Genomic DNA, 22175 nt, shown 5'->3' on the forward strand with positions numbered 1-22175 from the left:
TCTGCTCTCTCTTTTTCGTCATGATGTTTGAAGGTTAGGAGAAAAAATGGAAATTCATTTTGTGATTGCGGATCCGGCTGGAAATATCACAGCGATCGTAAAAGATGGTGTGGCAGATGATGACTATCGATCGGTGGCTGCAGCGATCATGCAGGATCAGCAGTGGAAGGTAGAACAGGTAGGCTTTATAACGAAGCCAAAACTGGGCGGCGAGGCACGTCTTCAGATGATGGGCGGCGAGTTCTGCGGAAACGCAGCACGCAGCTTTGGAAAGTATATAGCACAAAAAACGCGGAAACAGGAGGCTGTGATCGAGATCAGCGGAAACAGCACACCGATGCGGATCGAAACGGATCCGGCAAGGGGCAGTGCAAAGGCACAGATGCCATGTCCGCTTAAGATCGATGAACTTTCTGTCGGACTTGGCAGTTATCCGGTCGTTGTATTTGAAGGAATTGTGCATCTGATCACGGAAAAGAAAATGCCGGAGCCGGACGATCTGAAAAAGCTGCTTTCTCTTTTGTATCAGAAATATGATGCGGAAGCAGCGGGCATCATGCATCTGGAAAAGACTGCAGAAGAATACAGGATGACACCTGCGGTACACGTCCGTGCTACAGACAGTCTTGTTTATGAAAACAGCTGCGGTTCGGGCAGTGTGGCAGCAGCTTCCTATCTGGCACTAAAGCAGTGTGAACAGACCGGGGCAGAACAGGAAACGTGCACCTATGACATACAGCAGCCCGGCGGCTGTATTACAGCATCCGTTACTTTCTCTCAGGGAAAGATCACAGCAGCTTCCATAGATGGTGCGGTTTCTATTGGTGGTGAGATTGCAATGGAGATTGGCAGTTAGCAGGAGGAAAGATGAATATTGAGATCATAAGAGGCATCCTGATACCGTTTCTTGGAACGGTACTTGGTTCTGCCTGTGTTTTCTTTTTACGAAAAAATATCGGAGATCTTGTGCAGAGAGCCCTGACGGGCTTTGCAGCAGGAGTCATGGTGGCAGCAAGCATCTGGAGTCTGCTGATCCCCGCCATGGAACAGTCGGCGGCAATGGGAAGATGGTCTTTTGTCCCGGCAGTAGCCGGTTTCTGGATCGGCATTTTATTCCTGCTTCTGCTCGATCATGTGATCCCGCATCTGCACATGAAGAGTGAGGAGGCAGAGGGCCCGAAGAAGTCATGGCAGAAATCGACCATGCTGCTTCTGGCGGTAACGCTGCACAACATCCCGGAAGGTATGGCGGTCGGTGTTGTATTTGCAGGTTATATGGCAGGCAACAGCACGATCACCGCAGCAGGTGCACTGGCACTTGCAATCGGTATTGCGATCCAGAACTTCCCGGAGGGCGCGATCATTTCCATGCCACTGCGTGGACAGGGCATGAGCAAAACAAAAGCATTTATTTACGGCTCATTATCCGGTCTGGTAGAACCGATCGGTGCGCTGCTTACGATCCTGGCAGCATCCTTTATTTTACCGGTGCTTCCTTACCTGCTCAGCTTTGCGGCAGGCGCGATGATGTATGTTGTCGTAGAGGAACTGATCCCGGAAATGTCCGAAGGTAACCATTCTAACATCGGAACCGTTGTATTTGCAGTCGGTTTTACGCTGATGATGGCATTGGATGTTGCACTTGGGTAATTTATAATAGTTTATATCATACAAAGGAAGCAAGCATATGACACTTCAACAGCTTCGCTATGCAGTTTGCATTGCAAAAAATAAATCCATGAATAAGGCGGCAGCAGAGCTTTTTATTTCACAGCCGAGTCTGTCCGTAACAATCCGTGATCTGGAAGAGGAGATTGGTTTTCCGCTGTTCCAGCGTTCCAGCCGCGGTATTGTGATCACTGCAGAAGGAGAGGATTTCTTAGGATATGCCAGGCAGATGATCGAACAGTATCGTCTGATGGAAGAAAAATTTATCGAAAAGAAAATGCAGAAACAGAAATTCAGCGTTTCCATGCAGCATTATACCTTTGCAGTGCAGGCTTTTATCAAGGTGGCAAAGGAACTGGAAATGGATGACTATGAATTTTCCGTGCATGAAACAAAGACCTATGAAGTGATTGAAAACGTCAAAAAGCAGCACAGTGAGATCGGTGTCCTGTACCGGAATGAATTTAATCGTGAAGCACTTTCCAAGATCTTCCGGGAAAATGCACTGGAGTTTAAGCCGCTGTTTTCCTGTGACATTTATGTATTTATGGCAAGTTCGCATCCGCTGGCAGGAAAGGAGAAGATCACATTTGAGGATCTGCGCCCCTATCCGAATCTGGCATTCGGGCAGGGAGATAACAATTCCTTTTATCTGGCGGAAGAAGTATTTTCCACGCATGAGTACAGACAGAGTATTAAAGCGGATGACCGTGCAACGATGCTGAATCTGATGATCGGACTGAATGGATATACCCTATGCTCCGGTATTATCTGTAATGAATTAAACGGGGATGAGTATGTGGCAGTTCCGTTTGATACCGATGAAAAAATGGAAATCGGGTATATTAAAAAGAAAAATATGCCACTGACCGTGCTCGGCGAAAAGTATATTGCAGAGCTGAAAAAATATAAAGCATACGAGGAAGCAGAAAAATGATCTTATATGTGATAAGGCATGGAGAAACCGCATGGAATAAAGTAAGACGGCTGCAGGGACAGACGGATATCCCGCTGGCAGAGGAGGGGATCCGGCTGGCAAAGGAAACAGGGATCGGTATGAAAAACCTGCCGATCGATCTGGTGATCTCAAGCCCTCTGAAAAGAGCGGTGCAGACGGCTGACTGTATTACAGAAGGCAGAAATATTCCGCTGCTGACAGATGAAAGGATCCAGGAAATCTCATTTGGGGACTGGGAGGGGGAGTCGCTGATCGACAGTACCATTCTGCCGGGGGATTACAAGAAGCAGTTTTATGAGAATCCGTTATACTGCGAGGTGCCGCCGCATGGGGAGTCTGTTCCGCAGGTAATCGAAAGGACGGCAGACTTTTATCAGGCGCTTCTGACTGATCCGGCGTATCAGGACAAGCATATTCTGATCTCCACACACGGAGCAGCGGGACGCTGCTTTTTATGCAACTTCTTTGCAGACAAAACGGATATCTGGCGTGGAGGTGTTCCGAAAAATTGTGCGGTGACAACGGTGGAAGTGATAAACGGAAAGAGCAGGATCGTTGCTTTTGACCAGCTTTTTTATACAGAGAGATAGTTGTTGATTTATCAATATGCTCTGTTATAATAAAGATATTGAAGAAAAGCTTGAAAGGGACAGTAAAAAACAATGAGAAATGTAATTTTAACAGGTGACAGACCAACAGGAAAGCTGCATGTCGGACATTATGTCGGCTCACTGCGCAGACGTGTTGAGCTGCAGAATACAGGAAACTATGATGATATTTATATTATGATCGCGGATGCCCAGGCGCTGACCGATAATGCGGACAACCCGGAGAAGGTCAGACAGAATATCGTAGAAGTTGCGCTTGATTATCTTGCGTGTGGGCTGGATCCGAAGGTTTCCACTTTATTTATCCAGTCTATGGTTCCGGAGCTGACGGAGTTATCCTTCTACTATATGAATCTGGTTACCGTTTCCAGACTGCAGAGAAATCCTACTGTAAAGGCAGAGATCCAGATGCGTAATTTTGAAGCCAGCATTCCGGTCGGATTCTTTACGTATCCAATCAGTCAGGCAGCAGATATTACAGCATTTAAAGCAACGGTTGTTCCGGTCGGAGAAGATCAGATGCCGATGCTGGAGCAGACAAAAGAGATCGTACATAAGTTTAATACGGTGTACGGGGAAACACTGGTAGAGCCGAAGATCATGCTGCCGGACAATCAGGCATGTATGAGACTGCCGGGTATTGACGGTAAGGCAAAGATGAGTAAGTCGCTTGGCAACTGCATCTATCTTTCCGATACAGAGGCAGATGTCAAGAAAAAGGTTATGTCCATGTTTACCGATCCGAACCATTTGCGTGTAGAGGATCCGGGTAAGGTAGAGGGCAATCCGGTATTCATTTATCTGGATGCATTCTGTAAGGACGAGTACTTTGCTGAATTTTTACCGGATTATGCAAATCTGGATGAACTGAAAGCACATTATACTAGAGGCGGACTTGGCGATGTGAAGGTAAAGAAATTCCTGAACAATGTAATGCAGGCTGAGCTGGCACCGATCCGTGAAAGACGTGCACAGTGGGAAAAGGATATCCCGACTGTATTTGATATCTTAAAAGCAGGCAGTGAAAAGGCAGAAAAGGTTGCTGCCGAGACACTTGCCGAGGTAAGACGTTCCATGAAGATCAATTACTTTGAAGACAAAGCGTTGATCAAGGAACAGATGGAGAAATACGGAAACTAAGAGTAAGAGTGAGAAAGACTGGATCATCCAGTCTTTCTCTTTTTTGTTATGGCGACGAGGAAAATGCACGCATTTATGCGGTGCATTTGACGACCGCTAATCAGAGCGAGATTCGCAGAGCGTATCTCGTCTCTGCCTAAAATGTTTCCTCGGTATGTCTGTTACCGCCCTCTAACAGATACTGACAAAGTGGATGAAAGGCTTCGATAAAAGGACCGAGGCAGAAAGCGATGAGCAGCGTTGCAATGCCCGGTTTTTGACTGCCTAAAAGACCGATGATGACCCATAGGAAGTCTGCGGTAACTCTGACAAATTTAAAAGAAAGTCTGCTACGCTCCGAGATCGTCAGCGGAATCGCATCGTAAGGAGATACTCCAAGTGCAGAAATGTAATACAGTGCGGAGCTGAAACATAACAGCACAAGGGCGATCCCTAAAAAGACAAAACGGAACAAAAGAGCCGGAGACGGAAAAATCTCCTGCCACATCCGGTAAGAAAATTCGATGACATAGCCGACCAGAAACATATTGGCAACAGTGCCAAGTCCGAGCTTTTTCCTGTCGAGAAAGAAAAAGTCGATCGCAAGAAGAAGCAGGCATAAAAGCAGATAAAAAGTACCATAATCTAACAGGCGCAGCATATGCCAGAGTCCCATCACACCCAGATTAAAAGGGTCAATTCCAAAGTCAGCAAACTGGAACATACCAACGCTGAAACCACAAAGGACATTTCCGAGTATCATAAATAAGAATTGTTTCTGTTTTCGCTTCATAATCTGCCTCCGTATCCGCTTATCAATCATTTCTTATTTATCATAATACTGCCAATAAAACGGACTTTATAGAGGAAAAACTGCCAAAATACTATAAAAATCCTGCCAAACGATAGGTACTGGGACTTTGCCCGAACGAACGGGAAAATACTGCGGTGAAATAGCTGCTGTCCATACCACAGCGTGCTGCAATCTCATGGACGGGCAGATCGGTTTCTGTTAAAAGCTGACAGGCTTTTTCCAGACGCATACTCTGTAAAAAGTGCTGCGGTGTTTCGTCAAGCATACTGCGGAATCTGCGATAGCAGTCACGTTCACTGATATAAACAGAACCGGCGATATCCTGAACGGACAGTTTTTCATTCAGATGCTCCTCTATAAAAGCGATCATACCAAGCAGCTTATGATCCGTCTGTCTGACCGGAACATTCTGCTGCTGCGAGAGTGATTCACAGCAGGTAAGCACAAGCTGACTTAAGACTTCCCGGAGCTTTAGTTCATAGCCGGGGACATCTTCTGTCAGCAGAAAGGAACTGCGGACAAGAGCATTTCCGGTATCGGAAAACGGGAAAATAGTCTGTGTGGATTGCAGCACGGGTAACATATAACGCTGATAGATCCGGCTTTCTTTTTCACCAAGAAAGGAAGGACTGAAAATATGGATCTTCTGCGAAACGGCAGAGCAGCCGGTATGGATCCTGGTGCGGTGCAGTACGTTTGCATTGATCAGACCGCCTGTGCCTTGCGAGAAAAGCACACTTTTCCCCGGGGTACGGTAGAGCAGATCTCCTTTCTCCATATAAAAGATTTCAAGCTGTGTGTGCCAGTGCCACGGAGCTCCCATCTGCTTCTCGGAAAAATCACGGTCAATCTGCTTGTAGGGAAAATCCGGCGCAAGCTCCGGATGCGACTCTTCCCGTAGTGGATTTTTATATTGTAATGTAACATCGTTTACTTCGTTTTCAAGTGGATATGGATACATAACAGCTCCCTGACAGATCAGTTTTCAGACTGGATCTTTGATGTTTCTTTTTGGGTAATTATATCAAACAGGAATAAAACATGCTATAATTTACACATTAAATGGCGGCCGTGGGATGCGGGGAAAGAGAAAAGGGAAAATATGTTTGAAAAAAATACAAAACAAGTCAATTACATGATTGCAAGAATACTGGGAATCTGTACGGTTGCGATCCTGGCTATGGTGATCGGATCAGCTCTCGGTGTTTTTGAATTTGGACAGACTTATACAAAGATTACATTGATTGCGGGACTCTTTATTACAATAAGTCCGGGTCTGTTGATCCGTATTCTGCCGGATCATGTGATGAAATATTATATGTTGACAATCATGGCAGTTTTTATCGGTATTATCGGTACAAGTAACCATGTAGGGGTATACATTACATATATTCTGGTTCCGATATTCAGCTGCCTGTATTTTGAACCAAAAGTTGTGATCAGAATGGAATTGATCTCTTATGTGATCATGCTTTTATCGATTTATGTCAGTACGGCAACCAAATATGAGGTTGTTTATGAGCATATGGACCGGTTGTCTATTTTCGTTGCATACGCACTTGGTTATACGATTGAATACCTGATAGTCAGCGTAGTTTTATATGATATTGTAAAGCGGGCTAAAAGGATGATGGAAGAGAGATTCAGTGCAGAAGAAGAAAACCGGAAAAAGAGCCGTTTTCTGTCCAGTATGTCACATGAGATCAGAACGCCCATGAATGCGATCATTGGGATGGCTGATGTGGCACTGCGTAAGGATATGACGGAAGATATCAGGAAATGCCTGACGATCATCCGCTCATCCTCGGCCGGTCTGTTGGAGATTATTAATGACATACTGGATCTTTCTAAGATAGAAGCAGGTAAATTTAATATCATAGAGGATATATATTCGACGGATGGATTGTTGGATGAGATGAAGGCTGTTATAGATGCACGAAATATGGAAAAGAAAGTACCGATTTATTACCATGTACAGAAAATGCCGGCCTATCTGACCGGTGATGCGGTCAGGATCAGACAGGTAATGCTCAATTATGCATCTAATGCCATCAAATATACAGAACAGGGCAGAATTGATATTTATGTAGATTGCCGGAAGCAGGATGCAGATACAGTCCTTTTAGGTTACCGGGTAAAGGATACCGGACAGGGCGTCAGACAGGAAGATATCGGGAAACTTTTTACGATGTACAGCCAGTTTAATCAGGAAGAAAATCACGGAAAAGAAGGAACCGGTATCGGGCTTGCAATCAGTAAATCTTTTGTAGACTGCATGGGTGGTACTGTCGGTGTTGACAGTGTTTACGGAGAAGGAAGTACATTTTCTTTTCAGATTCCCCAGAAAATTGCGGATCCGGCTGTAGTAACGGAGAAACCGCAGGCAAAGGAAAATATCCGGACAGAAACAGAGGAAATTTTCGGATATCGTACAAGAAACACAAGAATCCTTCTGGTGGATGATAATAGGATCAACAGAGAAGTAGTTAAGGATCTGCTGGAGCCGCTGGCAGCCACGATCGATGAAGCAAAGGATGGAAAAGAAGCGGTAGACAGTGCATGGCGGGTGACATATGATCTGATCTTTATGGACAGTCATATGCCGGTTATGAACGGAGAAGAAGCGACCATACAGATCCGTAGCGGACAGGATGGAAAAAACAGGACAACGCCGATCATTGCAATTACCGCAGATGCGATCGCCGGCGTAAGAGAAAAACTGCTTGAAACAGGAATGAATGATTATATTGTAAAGCCGATCGACGAAAAAATAATCGGAGATATGATCAGGAAATATCTGCCGGATGACAAGATCATAGATATAAAGTAGAGAAAGAACAGGCAACAGGAAGGAGAAAGACAGATGGCACTTGAAAAAGCAGAAGCATATTTGAAGCAGGCAGGATTTGCGGACAGGATCATAAAACTGGAGCAGTCAACGGCAACGGTTGATCTGGCAGCGGCGGCACTTGGAGTAGAGCCGGGGATGATCGCAAAGACCATGTCCTTTTATCAGGGAGAGCAGGTAGTACTGATCCTGACGGAAGGGACTGCAAGGATTGATAATCGGAAATACAAAGACACCTTTCATATAAAGGCAAAGATGATCCCCTTTGAAGAAGTGGAGGCTGCGGTCGGACATGCACCGGGAGGGGTCTGTCCGTTTGGGATCAAGGAAGGCATCACTGTTTATCTGGATGAAAGCCTGAAGCAGTTTGAAACCGTGTATCCGGCAGCGGGAGATGACCACAGTGCAGTCAGACTTTCTGTTTCAGAGCTTGCACAGATCACAGGGGCTTCCTGGGTTGATGTGTGCAAAGAAGCAGTTGATTAGTTTACATAATTCACACTGCGAGTCGGAAATCGAAAATAATACACAGAAAAGAATACAGACAGTAGAAAAAAATGCAGAGGTATGCTAGAATAACCGTGATTAGAAAAGACTAACTAATACGAGGTGGATACATATGAAAGTATATGAATTTGGAGAGTCAGATAAACCGGTTATCATGCTGTTCCCCGGAACCTGCTGCTATTGGAAATCGAATTTCGGGCATGTGATCCCCGGGCTTTCGGAGCATTTCCGCACGCTGGTTGTCAGCTATAGCGGATTTGATGAAACAGAGCATTCCACGTTTATTTCAGAGCTGGATGAAACAGAAAAGATCGAGCAGTACATCAGGGAAAAGCTGGATGGCAAACTTTATGCGGCTTATGGTTGTTCGCTTGGCGGTTCTTTTGTATCACTTCTGGTCAGCCGCCGCAAGATCCATATTGAGCATGCGATCATCGGCTCAAGTGATATGGATCAGGCACCGAAGTGGCTGGCAAAGCTGGAAACGGCGATCATGATGCCAATGTTTTATCCACTTATTACAGGAAAAGGCAGTTCTCTGTTTCAAAAGATGTTTGAAAAGAAAATGAATGATGGAAATGACAGCTCCGACTACATGAAACGTTTTACGGAGATCATGAAAGGCGATGGCAGTCTGGATATGTCCTTTATTTCCAAAGCGTCCATGAAAAACCAGTTCTGCACCGATCTGTATACAAAGGTTGGAGAACATATCAATGTGCCGGGCACAGTGATCCATGTTTTCTATGCCAAAAAGATGGGAGAAAAATATCTGGATCGCTATAAATTGCATTTTGCAGATCCTGATATCCGTGAATTTGATCTGCAGCATGAGGAGCTTTTGCTGGATGCGGATCGCTGGGTAAAAGAAGTTTGTGATGCGTGCATGATCTTAGACTGAAAGTTTGCGGTTGACAAGTAAGTTAGAAGAGACTAACATACAAGTGACCAAAACAAACATATGCAGTCATATAAGGAGAGAGATCATGAACGAAAGGGAAAAATACGATATCACGAAGCCGATTGTACTGCCGGTAGGCATGTATCATCTGAATGACAATGCCAGCATCAATTTTCAGTTGAACCGGTTAGTCAATATGGATATGGGAGACCTCGACGAGGTACGGACGGTTGGTAGTCAGATCAAGGATATCAAAAGCTGGAAAACAGTTCTGATGCGTGTGGCGGATGAGGAGTATGCGAAGGGTAACCTCAGAAGCGCAATGGGATTTTACCGGATGGCGGAGTTTTATATGGACTGGAAGGATCCGGATGCACTGAAATGCTGGAAAAAGGCAAGGGAGTTGTTCTTTGCTTATTTTGAAGATTTCTTTGTGGGAGAGCATCCGATCGTAGAAAAGGTAGAAGTACCGTATGAAACATATACGCTGCCACTTCTGAAAATGAATCCGGACGGTGTATCCAAAGGTGATATCGTGGTACATGGTGGTTTTGATTCCAACTATGAGGAATTTTTCCCGCAGTGTATGTATGTAAGGCAGCATGGTTATACGGTGTATCTGTTTGAAGGACCGGGGCAGGGGGCAACGATCCGTTTGCATGGAGCAACGCTTCCGATCGAATGGGAGAAGCCGGTAAAGGCAGTGCTTGACTATATGAAGCTTTCTGATGTGACATTGGTCGGGCAGTCCTATGGTGGTTTTTATGCACCGCGCGCATCGGCATTTGACGAGCGTATCACACGTTGTGTCAGTGTAGCACAGTTCCCGGCACTTGCGCTGAACTTCCATGATTCCAGAGTTGTGGGAGCACTCGCATGGGGAATCCTGAATCTGATCCTGTTCTTATTTGGCTGGTTGATCGATCTGATCTATAAGCTGAAAAAGGGCAATGGGATGCAGTTTTTTGATACCTATTACCACAGAACAGGAGCAAAGGGCGTTTATGCACTGCTTCGTTATCTGCACAGGATCGATCTCAGACCGCTGGCAGATAAACTGACAAAAGACTATCTGATCATCGGCGGAAGTAAGGATACCATGAATGCAAGAGCGTCCATTGGCAGACAGATGTTATTACTGAAAAACGCCAGATCGATCGCAGCACGCGAAATCACAGAGAAGGAACAGGGCGCGGATCACTGCAATGTAGGAAACCAGCAGGTGGCAATGGATACGATATTGCTCTGGCTGGAAGGATTGCAGAGAAGGGATGAAACGCTCCTGCGTAAAAAAGAGGAGAAATAATGCATTTTTCAGTACAGGAACAGGAAAAAATCAGAGAAAACATGTTTACGGAAGGGCTGCAGCTTTTGAAGGAATATGGCGTGCAGCGCATGACTGTGGATAAGTTGACGAAGCGGTGTCAGATCGCAAAAGGCAGTTTTTATCACTTCTACGATTCCAAGGAAAGTTACCTGCGGGCACTTATGGCTTATGCGGGACAGAAGGTAGAAGAAATGCTGCAGGCTGCGCTGGCTGGCAGGAAGCAGATGACAACCCACGAGTTTTTTCAGTTTTTTCATGCCTATCTGTACAGTGATTATGATCTGCTTCGGTTTGTTACGATAGAAGATTTTCTCTGGGTGCAGAAGCATCTGGTCGATCCTGATTATTTCAAGGCAAAAAATCAGATGGCAGAGCTGGAAAGATGGCTGTCTTTGATGTCAGATGCCCGAAAAGACGTGGATCGCGGTGTTATGGCCAATCTGATCAAAAGTATTTACGCTATGCGTGAGTCGAGGGCAACAATGGTGGAATCGGCACTGGATGATACAATCTCCATTGTGCTGTGTACCATAGAAAATTATATATGTGAGGGAAATCATGAAGGTTGAAACATTAACGGAAAAAGATATCAATGCGATCGGGCATGCATTCGGTTATTATGAATATGCGGAGAACGAGAAGGGGCTTGTTTCCGCATACAGCAGCAAAGACGCGGTCGTCAGTTATATCAACGGCTATGTGGAAATGGTACTGCAGGCAGGGATGCTCTATACAACAGGCCCGAAGCAGGAAGCGTTTATCGCCTATAAGCGGAGTGATGAAAAAATAAGCATGAAGGCAGCCAAAAAACTGATAAAAGGAACATTTGCCGGTTCTACTTTTGGAGAAGTGGTACGGATGCTCAGCATTCTCGGAAGCGGCGGCTCTTCTTCTGTTGAAAAGGCATTAAAAAAGAAAAAACAAAAATATCTGTTTGTCGGGCTGGTATGTGTGCGGGAAGAATATCAGGGACAGGGCTACATGCGGAAAGCACTGGAGCTTGCATTTGCCGAGGGCAACAGACTGGGACTCCCGGTTGTACTGGATACTGATGCAAAACTGAAAAGCGATAAATACAGACATCTTGGCATGGAGCTGGCAGGTGTCCGCACCTGCAAAAACGGCAGTAAATTATACGAACTGATCAAATATCCTGATCCCACAGTATAGAAAATAATAATTCCTGCTTGACAATTCTCGTAAATTACAATAACATAACAGTGTTATCTGCATTTTATTGCACCGTGCAGCCTCCGAGTGGAGCGAAGGAGCTTAAATATGAAAGACGAAAAAGAAACCAGGGAAAAGCTCCTTGCCAGTGCCAGACAGGAGTTCTTAGAAAAAGGATATATGCAGGCGAGCCTCCGCAGCATTTGTAAAAATGCAGGCGTGACCACGGGAGCACTTTACTTCTTCTTTCAGGATAAAGAAGATCTGTTCACGCAGCTTGTGGAACCGACCCTGCAGAAACTGCGTGAGTATATCCAGCAGCATTTTCAGGCAGAGCAGGAGGAGATCAAAAGCGGCGTCCCGGATGAAACCGAGGATGCGGATGACATCAAGATGACCCGTCAGATCCTGCATGCCATGTATCAGAATTATGATATTCTGCTGCTTGCCATTACAAGATCACAGGGATCGAAATATGAGTACTGTGTGGATGAGTTTGTAGCAATCGCTGAACAGCATTACCGTTTTCTGGCAGACGGAATGGCGGCAAGGGCCGGGATGGAACGGATCGATGATTATACGATCCACTGGATCGCTCATATGCAGATTGATGTTTTTGTACATATGCTGCAGCATGAGCCTTCGGAGGAAAGAGCACAGCAGTATATCGCAAAGATTGTAAACTACCTGGTCGCGGGCTGGATGTCACTCTTTGTGAAGTGAGGAAGAAAATAAAGAACAAAGAATGCGCCTGGGCACATTCTTGTGCCTGCGACGGCCGCTTGCGATATCGATATGGTACGCCGCAGCGCATGTATTTTTTTTTGCAATACAACATAACACTGTTATGTAATGAGAAAAAATTCTCAATAAGCAAATAACCAATTTTCAGGCAGGAGGAGAAAAAATGTATTTAGAGGTCAGGGACTTAAAAAAGAGCTATGGGGAAAACGGAAGCTATGTACAGGTATTGAAGGGAATCAATACAGAAGTGGAAAAAGGACAGATGTGTGTCATCCAGGGAACGAGCGGCTCCGGTAAATCCACACTATTAAACTGTATCGGTGGACTGGATACTGCAGAATCAGGCTCCATCGTGGTAGACGGAACAGAGATCGTGGGAATGAAGCAGGATATGTTGTCCGAATACAGAAGAGATCAGCTTGGCTTTATCTTCCAGTTTTACAATCTGGTTCCGAATCTGACCGTAAAGGAAAATATCCAGGTTTGTGAATATCTGACAGAGCATCCGCTGGATATCAATGATCTGATGCAGACACTGGGACTGACGGAGCACCAGAATAAATTTCCGTCACAGCTTTCCGGTGGACAGCAGCAGCGTTGTGCCATAGCAAGAGCACTGATCAAAAATCCTAAACTGTTACTCTGTGATGAGCCGACCGGTGCGCTGGATTCCAAAACAAGCCGTGACATTTTGATCCTGCTGGAAGAGATCAATGCAAAATACGGAACGACAATGCTGATTGTTACGCATAATAATTCCATCAAAAATATGGTACATAAGGTGCTGATCATCAAAGACGGGCTGATCCATAAGAGTTATGAAAACGAAGTAAGAGTACCGGCAAGAGAATTGGAGGACTTATAAGATGCAGAAAGTATTACGGAAAAGAATCCTGCGGGATCTGAAAGAAAATCTGTTTCGTTATCTGGCACTTTCTGCACTGATCATCTTTGTTATGTATCTGGTCGTCAGTATCGTGGGTGCAGCGGATACGATCATCATCGGATCTAAAAAGCAGGCAAGAAAAAATCAGTTGGAAGACGGACAATTCGGTGTATTTGTCCCGCTGACAGATACAGAAACGGAAAAGCTGGAAAAAAAGGGTGTCAAGCTGGAGAAACAGTTTTATCTGGACTTTGGCATGGAAGATCACAGTACACTCCGTGTGTATCAGAATCGTGAAGAGATCGATCTGATCGCACTCGAAGAAGGAAAGCTGGCACAAGCGGAAGATGAGATCGTGCTGGAAAAGCGGTACTGTGAAGAAAAGGATCTGCACGTCGGAGACAGCATTACGCTGGCAGATGCGACCTACAAAATTGTCGGTATCGGGTCTACGCCCGATTATGATGCACCGCTGAAGCAGACAAGTGATACCAATGCGGACAGCAGTATTTTCGGAACTGCTTTTGTAACGGCAGATACTTATGATATGCTTCGAAAGAGCGGAAAGAGTGAAAAAACGGAAGAGTATGTCTATGCTTACAGACTGACCGGAAATCTGACCAATGCACAGTTAAAAGAAGAACTGAAAAAACTGGAATTTACGGCAGAGGATGTCAAAGATACATATTTCCGGGAATATTGGGATCAGACAATGGGGAAAAAGGATGATCTGGAGAATGGCATAAATGATCTGGTGGACGGTGCAAATGAGCTGCGCGACGGACTTAGTGAGCTGCGGGATTATAGTGACGACCTGAATGACGGCGCAGATGAAATTTTCGATGCCTATCTGGATGAGGCAAACAAAGCATTGAAGGCATATGGCATTCAGGAGGTAACGGCAGACAACTTTGAAACAGTTTTGAATAATTATGTAAACCAGTCAAACAACCCGGGCGCAAGAATGGTGGCAAGAGGCGCCAGAATGCAGCTTCAGGAGCTGAAAAGCTACGTGGACGGTACAAAGGAATACACGGATGGCGTAGGAGAAGCCGCAGACGGAAGTGAAGAACTGGCGGACGGTGTACGGGAGTTAAAAGATCATACAGATGATATCATCGATGATATTTTCGATGTGGATGTCAGCAATATGACGTATTTCCTGGTAGCAGGGGATAACCCGAGAGTGCTTGGTGCAGCAGGTGATCAGGAGATCAATAAGATCGGCGGACTGATTGCAGGTGTGATCTTAATGGTGCTGTTTACTTACGTTATCTCTGTTTTCGTGGTGCATGGCATTGAGCAGGAAAGCAGCGTCATCGGTGCGTTGTATGCGCTTGGTGTAACGGCGGGTGATCTGATGCTGCATTATATTACACTTCCGGTTGTTGTTTCAGCCGTATCTTCCGTGATCGGCGGGCTGATTGGTTTCAGTAAATGGGGGATTGGGCTGCAGATGCAGGATTGCTTCGGCTACTTTTCCCTGCAGGTGCCTGCGTTTGAGTATACACCATACCTGATCGTTTACACCTTTGTTATGCCTGCACTTACCGCAGCGATCGTCAACTGTCTGGTGATCCGCAAGAAACTTTCCAGACCGGTGCTTTCCATGCTGCGCAAAGAGCAGAAAGCAAGCAGGATCCGGGATCTGAACCTCGGTAATATGGGATTTATAGCAAGATTCCGTATCCGTCAGATGCTGCGTGAGATGCGTTCCGCATTTGCTGTGATCTTCGGTATGTTTGTTTCTATGCTGATCGTCATGATGGGACTGGATATTTACGTGATGTGTCAGAATGTCAACATTGAGAATAAGGCAGATACCAAATTTTCCTATATGTATACATACAAATATCCGACAGAGGAAGTACCGGAAGGTGGCGAAGAAGCATTCGGCAAGACGCTGAAGAAGGAACGTCTTGGCTATAATCTGGACGTTACGCTTCTTGGTATCCATGATGACAACCCGTATTTTGATGCAAAGGTGGAGGATGGCAAAAATAAGATCATCATTTCCACAGCAGTTGCACAGAAATATAATGTCAGCGAGGGCGATGTCTTTGTCTTAAACGATGAAGAAACAGATACCAAATACGCCTTTGACATTGTAGGCATTGCCCAGTATTCAAGTTCCCTTTATATCTTTATGGACATTGACAGCATGCGGGAGTTGTTTAACGAGAGCAGTGATTATTACAATATTGTATTTTCCGATAAGGCACTTTCCATTCCGTCCGGCAGATTATATGCGACAACGACAAAGGAAGATGTGGAGGAAGCATCCGGTATCTTCATTAAGATGATGCGGCCGATGATCTATATGCTGCTTGTCTGTTCCGTGATCATCTTCTGTGTTGTCATGTATCTGATGATGAAGGTAATGATCGACCGTTCTTCTTTCAATATCTCGCTGATCAAGATCTTCGGATATCGCACGAAAGAGATCGGGAAACTGTATCTGCGCGGTAACTTTTATCTGGTGGCAGCAGGTGCGCTGCTCTGTATCCCGCTTGCCAAGGTATGTATGGATGCGATCTATCCGATGCTGGTTGCCAATGTCGGCAGCAGCATGAACCTGACCTTTGGCTGGGAGTTGTACGCAGGTATTTATGTAGCGGTGATCCTTCTTTATCTGTTCATCAATCAGCTTCTTGTGGGCAGACTGAAGAAAATGGTACCGGCTGAAGTACTGAAGAATCGTGAATAATGCAGAGGTGTGAAGCAAAGAGCCGTACGCCTTCCAATAGAAATAGAGAGAAAACCGCAGGGAAATATTGAAATCCCTGCGGTTTTTTCGTATGATATAGTAGTTGCTTGAAAGAAACGGCTGCAGAGCATGAAGTGAAAATCTGTGAGTCTTAGAAACAAAGGAAAAAAACATGACAAAACGCGTACTTACAATGCAGGATATTTCCTGCCTGGGACAGTGTTCTTTAACAGTGGCACTTCCTATTATATCAGCCTGTGGGATCGAAACGGTGATCCTGCCATCTGCGGTACTTTCCACGCACACAGGCGGTTCCTTTGAAAATTATACATTCCATGATCTGACGGATGATATTCCGGGGATCCTGAAACACTGGAAGCAGGAAGGCTTTCAGTTTGACTGTCTGTACACAGGCTATCTGGGTAACATCCGGCAGATCAATCTGGTAGAAGAGATCAGAAAAGAACTGCTGACGGAGGAGGCACCGTGCATCATTGATCCTGCCATGGCAGATTTTGGCAAGCTGTATACAGGCTTTGATACAGCGTATGTACATAAAATGAAGGAGCTTTGCGGGCAGGCAGATGTGCTTTTACCGAATCTGACAGAGGCAGCCTTTCTGACCGGGCTTCCGTACCGAACCAGAATGTCTGAGGCAGAAGTACATGTACTTTTGAAAGGGCTGGCAGCTCTGGGGCCGAAACAGATCATCTTAAAAGGCGTCAGTGATACGCCGGATCAGATCGGTGTTGCCATTTATAATTGTGAAACGGACAGAGTGTCTTATTATTTTACGAGAAGATTACCGCGAAACGGTTACGGAACAGGGGACTGCTTTGCGTCTGCTTTTACCGGAGCCTATATGAGAGGCATGGAGATCAAAGAGGCAGCAGCACTTGCCGCCGATTTTGTCCTTGCCGCCATGGAGGCAACAGCAGGGGACGAAAAGCACTGGTATGGCGTACATTTTGAACAGGCTCTGCCACTTTTAATGGAACGATTGGTTATAGATTAAAACTATAGCCGGTTGTTCTTTTTTCCTATTAGACAGATAGGAAAACCCATGTTACCATAAATACATCAAAAGAAACAAGAAAAGAAACAGGAGCGTGAATAAAATGAGTAAAAAACCATATGCAGAAAGAAATTTAAAATTTGAAACATTACAACTTCATGTAGGACAGGAAAGCCCGGATCCGGTAACAGATGCAAGAGCCGTTCCAATCTATCTGACATCTTCTTATGTATTCCATAACAGCCAGCATGCAGCAGATCGTTTCGGTCTTCGTGATGCAGGGAATATTTACGGAAGACTGACAAACCCGACAGAAGATGTATTTGAGCAGAGAATCGCAGCACTCGAAGGCGGCGTAGCAGCACTTGCAGTCGGTAGTGGTGCAGCAGCACTGACTTATGCATTCCAGGCAGTTGCACACAAAGGAGATCATATTGTAGCAGCCAAAAATATTTACGGCGGTACATACAATCTGCTCGCACATACACTGCCGGATTACGGCATTGAAACAACATTCGTAGATCCTTTTGATTATGAAGGCATCGAAGCAGCAATCAAAGAAAACACAACAGCGATCGAGATCGAAACACTCGGTAATCCGAATTCGGAAGTTGTTGATATTGAAAGAATCGCAAATATTGCACATTCCCATAATATTCCGTTGATCGTAGACAACACATTTGCAACCCCTTATCTGGTTCGCCCGATCGAGTATGGTGCAGATATCGTTGTACATTCCGCAACAAAATTCATCGGCGGACATGGTACGACGATCGGTGGTGTGATCGTAGACAGCGGTAAATTCGACTGGACAAAGAGCGACAAATATCCATGGCTTGTTGAGCCAAACGTATCTTACCATGGTGTCAGCTTCGCAAAAGACTGCGCACCTGCTGCATTTGTTACATATATCCGTGCGATCCTGCTGCGTGATATGGGTGCAACTTTATCACCGGTACATGCATTTATCTTCCTGCAGGGACTGGAAACATTATCACTGCGTGTAGAGCGTCATGTGGAAAATGCACTGAAGGTCGTACAGTTCTTAAAGGATCAGCCACAGGTAGAAAAGGTAAATCATCCTTCCGTATCCGATGATCTGGAGCAGCAGAAGCTTTACAAGAAATACTTCCCGAACGGTGGCGGTTCTATCTTCACCTTTGAGATCAAGGGAGATGCGAAAAAAGCACAGGATTTCATCGATCAGCTCGAACTGTTCTCGCTGCTTGCCAATGTGGCAGATGTGAAATCCCTTGCGATCCATCCGGCTTCTACCACACATTCAGAATGCAACGAGGCAGAGCTGCTTGATCAGGGTATTAAACCAAACACGATCCGTCTTTCTATCGGAACAGAGAACATCGATGATATCATTGAAGATCTGGCAGAAGCCTTCAAGGCTATTGAGTAGAAATTCTGTATCGAAGTATAGAAATAAGAAGAATAAGAATAAATATGTGAAAACACCGGCAGATGCTGCATCGCATAAGCCGGTGTTTTATTTTACTGATTAAATTCTGATGAAATAACAACAGAAGAAATATACAATTTATTCAGACTGCGTCGAAGCAACAAAATTCTTGATCGCCTGAAAACTTTCTTTGCTGACAACATGCTCCATCTTGCAGGCATCTTCAGCTGCAATCTCAGGATCTACACCGAGATGCGTCAGCCAGGAAGTCAGAAATTCATGTCTTTCGTAGATCATGTCTGCGATTTCACGACCTGCTTCGGTAAGGTTGATAAAGCCTGCATCACTGACTGTGATCAGTTCCTTTTCACGAAGATTCTTCATTGCAATACTGATGCTGGATTTTTTAAAGCCAAGTTCATTGGCAATATCAACGGAGCGAACAACCGGGAGCTTTCTGCTCAGGATCAGGATCGTCTCTAAATAGTTTTCTGCTGATTCATTAGGTGCCATTTTCATTCCCTTTCTTACGCAAAACGTATCAAAATAATGAGCTTTTTTGTGTTGACGCAAGTATAGCACATTTCTCAAAAAAAAACAATAAAAGTTGTTGACATCTAATATTCGTTAGAGTATACTAACCTCGAAATGAAAGAAAATTATCGATAAGCTTCCAAATGGAGCTGAAAAAGAAGGAAAGGGATGAATATGATGCCTCTGTCAATGGCAAAAGAAGGAGAGCCTAATGTAATCAAAAAAGTAGGCGGTAAAGAGGAAACAAGACAGTTTCTGGAAAATCTTGGTTTTGTAACGGGTGGCATGGTTACGGTGATATCTCAGATGGGAGGCAACCTGATCGTAAATGTCAAAGAGTCCCGCGTTGCCATAGGAAAAGATATGGCAAACAAAATTATGATCTAATGGATCGGTTAAACTGTCAGGCATCATCAGATGCATGATAATAAAATAAAGAAAAGGAGCATAAAAATGGCAAACGAGTCAAAAACACTGAAAAACGCTGCTGTTGGTGCAACTGTCAAGGTTAAAAAGCTGACAGGTGATGGTCCTGTCAAAAGAAGAATCATGGACATGGGTATCACAAAAGGCGTAGAAATCTATGTAAGAAAGGTAGCACCGCTTGGTGATCCGGTGGAAGTTACAGTAAGAGGCTATGAGCTGTCACTGCGTAAGGCAGACGCAGAAATGATTGTTATTGAATAACAATTTTTTTTGTCTATACGTTAGTAAACACTAACAAAAGTAAGCAACAGGCTATTTTGATTAGTTATATAAAATGAGAAAGAGGAGTAGAGAAAATGGCAATTAAGATCGCATTAGCAGGTAACCCAAACTGCGGTAAAACAACTTTGTTTAACGCGTTGACAGGTTCCAATCAGTTCGTCGGAAACTGGCCGGGCGTTACGGTTGAGAAAAAGGAAGGTAAGCTGAAGAAGGCTTACAGCGGCAAGGAATCAGATGTCGTTATCATGGATCTTCCGGGTATTTATTCTCTGTCACCATATACACTGGAAGAGGTAGTTGCCCGTAACTATCTGATCACAGAGAGACCGGATGCAATCATCAATATCATTGATGGTACAAATATTGAAAGAAACCTGTATTTGTCTACGCAGATCATGGAACTGGGTATTCCGGTTGTTATGGCTGTTAATATGTCAGACCTTGTTGAAAAGTCAGGCGACAAGATACATATCGATAAATTAAGTGCGAAACTCGGCTGTGATGCATGTGAGATTTCAGCGCTGAAAGGTACAGGTATTGATGTAGCGGTTAAAAAAGCAATCGCAGCAGCAAAGGCTAACAAGTCTGTAGCACCTGTTCATGAATTCGGTGAAGAGGTTGAGAAGTACATTACAGCAGCAAGCAATAAGCTTGGTGCAGATGTAAAAGAAGAGCAGAAGCGTTTCTTCGCAATCAAGCTTCTGGAAAAAGATGACAAGATCATCGACCAGATGCAGTCTAAGGTAGATGTATCTGCAGAAATCGAGGATATGGAGAAAGAATTTGATGATGATACAGAAAGTATTATCACAAATGAAAGATATGTATATATCTCTTCCATCATTGATTCCTGCTACACAAAGAACAAAAAGAAAACAATGTCTACCTCAGATAAGATTGATAAGTGGGTAACAAACAGATGGTTGGCACTTCCTATCTTTGCTCTGGTTATGTTCGTTGTATATTATGTATCCGTTACAACAGTAGGTTCTATCTTGACAGACTGGACAAATGATACATTATTCGGTGAATGGATCGTTCCCGGCGTACAGTCAGCACTTGAATCTATCAACTGTGCAGACTGGCTTACAAGCCTGATTGCAGATGGTGTTGTAAGTGGTGTTGGTGCGGTTCTTGGTTTCGTACCACAGATGCTTGTACTGTTCATCTTCCTTGCATTCCTTGAGTCCTGCGGTTATATGGCTCGTGTTGCTTTCATTATGGACCGTATCTTCCGTAAATTCGGTCTTTCCGGAAAATCTTTCATTCCAATGCTGATCGGTAGCGGATGTGGTGTTCCTGGTGTTATGGCTTCCCGTACGATCGAGAACGACAGAGACCGTAAGATGACGATCATGACAACAACCTTCGTGCCATGTGGTGCAAAGCTTCCGATCATTGCATTGATCGCCGGTGCATTCTTCCAGAATGCAGGATGGGTTTCATGGTCTGCATACTTTGTAGGTATCGCAGCGATCATCTGCTCCGGTATTATCTTAAAGAAAACAAAAATGTTCGCAGGAGAGCCTGCTCCATTCGTTATGGAGCTGCCTGCATATCACTGGCCGACAGTTGGTAATGTACTCAGAAGTATGTGGGAAAGAGGCTGGTCATTCATCAAAAAGGCTGGTACAATCATTTTATTATCTACAATCGTACTTTGGTTTTTACAGGGATTTGGCTGGGTCGATGGCAGCTTTACAATGCTCGAAGCAGAACAGCTTGACAGCAGTATCTTAGCGAAGATCGGTAATGTGATCGCTCCAATCTTCAGCCCACTTGGATTTGGTAACTGGAAGATGGCTGTTGCAACTGTTACAGGTCTGATCGCAAAAGAAAATGTTGTTGCTACATTCGGTATTCTCTTCGGTTACGGTGAAGTCGCAGAAGATGGTGCAGAGATCTGGCAGGTACTTTCCCAGGCAATCACTCCTGTTGCAGCTTATGGTTTCCTTGTATTCAACCTGTTATGTGCTCCTTGTTTCGCAGCAATGGGTGCTATCAAGAGAGAAATGAACAACGCAAAATGGTTCTGGTTTGCAATCGGTTATCAGACAGTTCTGGCATATGTAGTTGCACTTTGCATCTACCAGATCGGTACACTGATCACAACAGGCGCATTTGGAATCGGAACAGTTGTAGCTTTTGTACTGGTTCTTGGTTTCCTGTATCTGTTATTCAGACCATATAAAGAAAGTAAGACATTAAATGTAAGCATTGACAAAAAAGCATTTGCAAAATAAATGCTGA

22 protein-coding genes are annotated in these 22175 nt (G+C 44.7%); 19 read left to right on the forward strand and 3 right to left on the reverse strand.

Annotated features, from left to right (window positions below):
- The first annotated feature begins 46 nt into the window (after positions 1-46).
- From KQI22_RS06535 to trpS, 5 genes are all read left to right on the forward strand, one after another.
- Complete coding sequence (locus KQI22_RS06535) at positions 47-856, forward strand: hypothetical protein (RefSeq protein WP_216551296.1); 810 nt, start codon at positions 47-49, stop codon at positions 854-856.
- An 11-nt stretch (positions 857-867) separates the two neighbouring features.
- The gene (locus KQI22_RS06540) at positions 868-1650 is read left to right on the forward strand and encodes a ZIP family metal transporter (protein WP_216551297.1); all 783 of its coding nucleotides are present in this window, start codon (positions 868-870) and stop codon (positions 1648-1650) included.
- Between the two features lie 37 nt (positions 1651-1687).
- The gene (locus KQI22_RS06545; RefSeq protein ID WP_216551298.1) at positions 1688-2605 is read left to right on the forward strand and encodes a LysR family transcriptional regulator; all 918 of its coding nucleotides are present in this window, start codon (positions 1688-1690) and stop codon (positions 2603-2605) included.
- The gene (locus tag KQI22_RS06550) at positions 2602-3216 is read left to right on the forward strand and encodes a histidine phosphatase family protein (RefSeq protein ID WP_216551299.1); all 615 of its coding nucleotides are present in this window, start codon (positions 2602-2604) and stop codon (positions 3214-3216) included. The genes KQI22_RS06545 and KQI22_RS06550 overlap by 4 nt, the downstream gene beginning before the upstream one ends.
- Before the next feature lie 72 nt (positions 3217-3288).
- Positions 3289-4374, forward strand: coding sequence for a tryptophan--tRNA ligase (trpS, locus tag KQI22_RS06555; RefSeq protein WP_216551300.1), 1086 nt, complete (start codon positions 3289-3291; stop codon positions 4372-4374).
- A gap of 136 nt (positions 4375-4510) precedes the next feature.
- Here trpS and KQI22_RS06560 read toward each other — a convergent pair whose 3' ends face one another.
- Both KQI22_RS06560 and KQI22_RS06565 read right to left on the reverse strand, forming a co-directional pair.
- Complete coding sequence (locus tag KQI22_RS06560; protein ID WP_216551301.1) at positions 4511-5146, reverse strand: YczE/YyaS/YitT family protein; 636 nt, start codon at positions 5144-5146, stop codon at positions 4511-4513.
- 91 nt (positions 5147-5237) lie between these two features.
- Positions 5238-6128 (reverse strand): AraC family transcriptional regulator, encoded by an 891-nt coding sequence (locus KQI22_RS06565; RefSeq protein ID WP_216551302.1) that lies wholly within the window; start codon positions 6126-6128, stop codon positions 5238-5240.
- Positions 6129-6269: 141 nt separating this feature from the next.
- Between KQI22_RS06565 and KQI22_RS06570 the strand changes: the two genes are divergently transcribed.
- The 11 genes from KQI22_RS06570 to KQI22_RS06620 all read left to right on the forward strand — a co-directional run bounded on the left by KQI22_RS06570 (position 6270) and on the right by KQI22_RS06620 (position 18683).
- On the forward strand, positions 6270-7997 hold the full coding sequence (locus tag KQI22_RS06570; protein ID WP_216551303.1) for an ATP-binding protein: 1728 nt from the start codon (positions 6270-6272) through the stop codon (positions 7995-7997).
- 33 nt (positions 7998-8030) lie between these two features.
- Positions 8031-8501: a YbaK/EbsC family protein gene (locus KQI22_RS06575; RefSeq protein WP_216551304.1), complete on the forward strand. Its 471-nt coding sequence runs from the start codon at positions 8031-8033 to the stop codon at positions 8499-8501.
- A gap of 133 nt (positions 8502-8634) precedes the next feature.
- Positions 8635-9423, forward strand: a complete 789-nt coding sequence (locus tag KQI22_RS06580) for an alpha/beta fold hydrolase (RefSeq protein WP_216551305.1) — start codon at positions 8635-8637, stop codon at positions 9421-9423.
- An 85-nt stretch (positions 9424-9508) separates the two neighbouring features.
- Complete coding sequence (locus tag KQI22_RS06585; RefSeq protein WP_216551306.1) at positions 9509-10729, forward strand: alpha/beta fold hydrolase; 1221 nt, start codon at positions 9509-9511, stop codon at positions 10727-10729.
- Positions 10729-11319, forward strand: coding sequence for a TetR/AcrR family transcriptional regulator (locus KQI22_RS06590; RefSeq protein WP_216551307.1), 591 nt, complete (start codon positions 10729-10731; stop codon positions 11317-11319). The genes KQI22_RS06585 and KQI22_RS06590 overlap by 1 nt, the downstream gene beginning before the upstream one ends.
- Positions 11309-11920, forward strand: coding sequence for a GNAT family N-acetyltransferase (locus KQI22_RS06595; protein WP_216551308.1), 612 nt, complete (start codon positions 11309-11311; stop codon positions 11918-11920). The genes KQI22_RS06590 and KQI22_RS06595 overlap by 11 nt, the downstream gene beginning before the upstream one ends.
- 108 nt (positions 11921-12028) lie before the next feature.
- Complete coding sequence (locus tag KQI22_RS06600; protein WP_216551309.1) at positions 12029-12643, forward strand: TetR/AcrR family transcriptional regulator; 615 nt, start codon at positions 12029-12031, stop codon at positions 12641-12643.
- A 184-nt stretch (positions 12644-12827) separates the two neighbouring features.
- Entirely contained in the window at positions 12828-13529 is a 702-nt protein-coding gene (locus tag KQI22_RS06605; RefSeq protein WP_216551310.1) for an ABC transporter ATP-binding protein, read from the forward strand.
- 1 nt (position 13530) lies between these two features.
- Positions 13531-16257: an FtsX-like permease family protein gene (locus KQI22_RS06610; protein ID WP_216551311.1), complete on the forward strand. Its 2727-nt coding sequence runs from the start codon at positions 13531-13533 to the stop codon at positions 16255-16257.
- Between the two features lie 172 nt (positions 16258-16429).
- Positions 16430-17272 carry a pyridoxamine kinase gene (locus tag KQI22_RS06615; RefSeq protein WP_216551312.1) on the forward strand — a complete coding sequence of 281 codons (843 nt, stop codon included), beginning with the start codon at positions 16430-16432 and terminating at the stop codon, positions 17270-17272.
- A gap of 103 nt (positions 17273-17375) precedes the next feature.
- Positions 17376-18683: an O-acetylhomoserine aminocarboxypropyltransferase/cysteine synthase family protein gene (locus KQI22_RS06620; RefSeq protein ID WP_216551313.1), complete on the forward strand. Its 1308-nt coding sequence runs from the start codon at positions 17376-17378 to the stop codon at positions 18681-18683.
- 138 nt (positions 18684-18821) lie between these two features.
- Here the strand turns inward: KQI22_RS06620 and KQI22_RS06625 are convergent, their stop codons facing one another.
- The gene (locus KQI22_RS06625) at positions 18822-19196 is read right to left on the reverse strand and encodes a metal-dependent transcriptional regulator (protein ID WP_216551314.1); all 375 of its coding nucleotides are present in this window, start codon (positions 19194-19196) and stop codon (positions 18822-18824) included.
- A gap of 195 nt (positions 19197-19391) precedes the next feature.
- Here KQI22_RS06625 and KQI22_RS06630 point away from each other — a divergent pair, with 195 nt between their 5' ends.
- From KQI22_RS06630 to feoB, 3 genes are all read left to right on the forward strand, one after another.
- Positions 19392-19604: a FeoA family protein gene (locus KQI22_RS06630; RefSeq protein WP_216551315.1), complete on the forward strand. Its 213-nt coding sequence runs from the start codon at positions 19392-19394 to the stop codon at positions 19602-19604.
- Between the two features lie 66 nt (positions 19605-19670).
- On the forward strand, positions 19671-19904 hold the full coding sequence (locus KQI22_RS06635; RefSeq protein WP_216551316.1) for a FeoA family protein: 234 nt from the start codon (positions 19671-19673) through the stop codon (positions 19902-19904).
- A 95-nt stretch (positions 19905-19999) separates the two neighbouring features.
- Positions 20000-22168, forward strand: a complete 2169-nt coding sequence (feoB, locus tag KQI22_RS06640; protein ID WP_216551317.1) for a ferrous iron transport protein B — start codon at positions 20000-20002, stop codon at positions 22166-22168.
- The last annotated feature ends 7 nt before the right edge of the window (positions 22169-22175 follow it).

This window comes from Kineothrix sp. MSJ-39 (genome assembly GCF_018917935.1).
In the GTDB taxonomy this organism is placed as follows: domain Bacteria; phylum Bacillota; class Clostridia; order Lachnospirales; family Lachnospiraceae; genus CAG-194.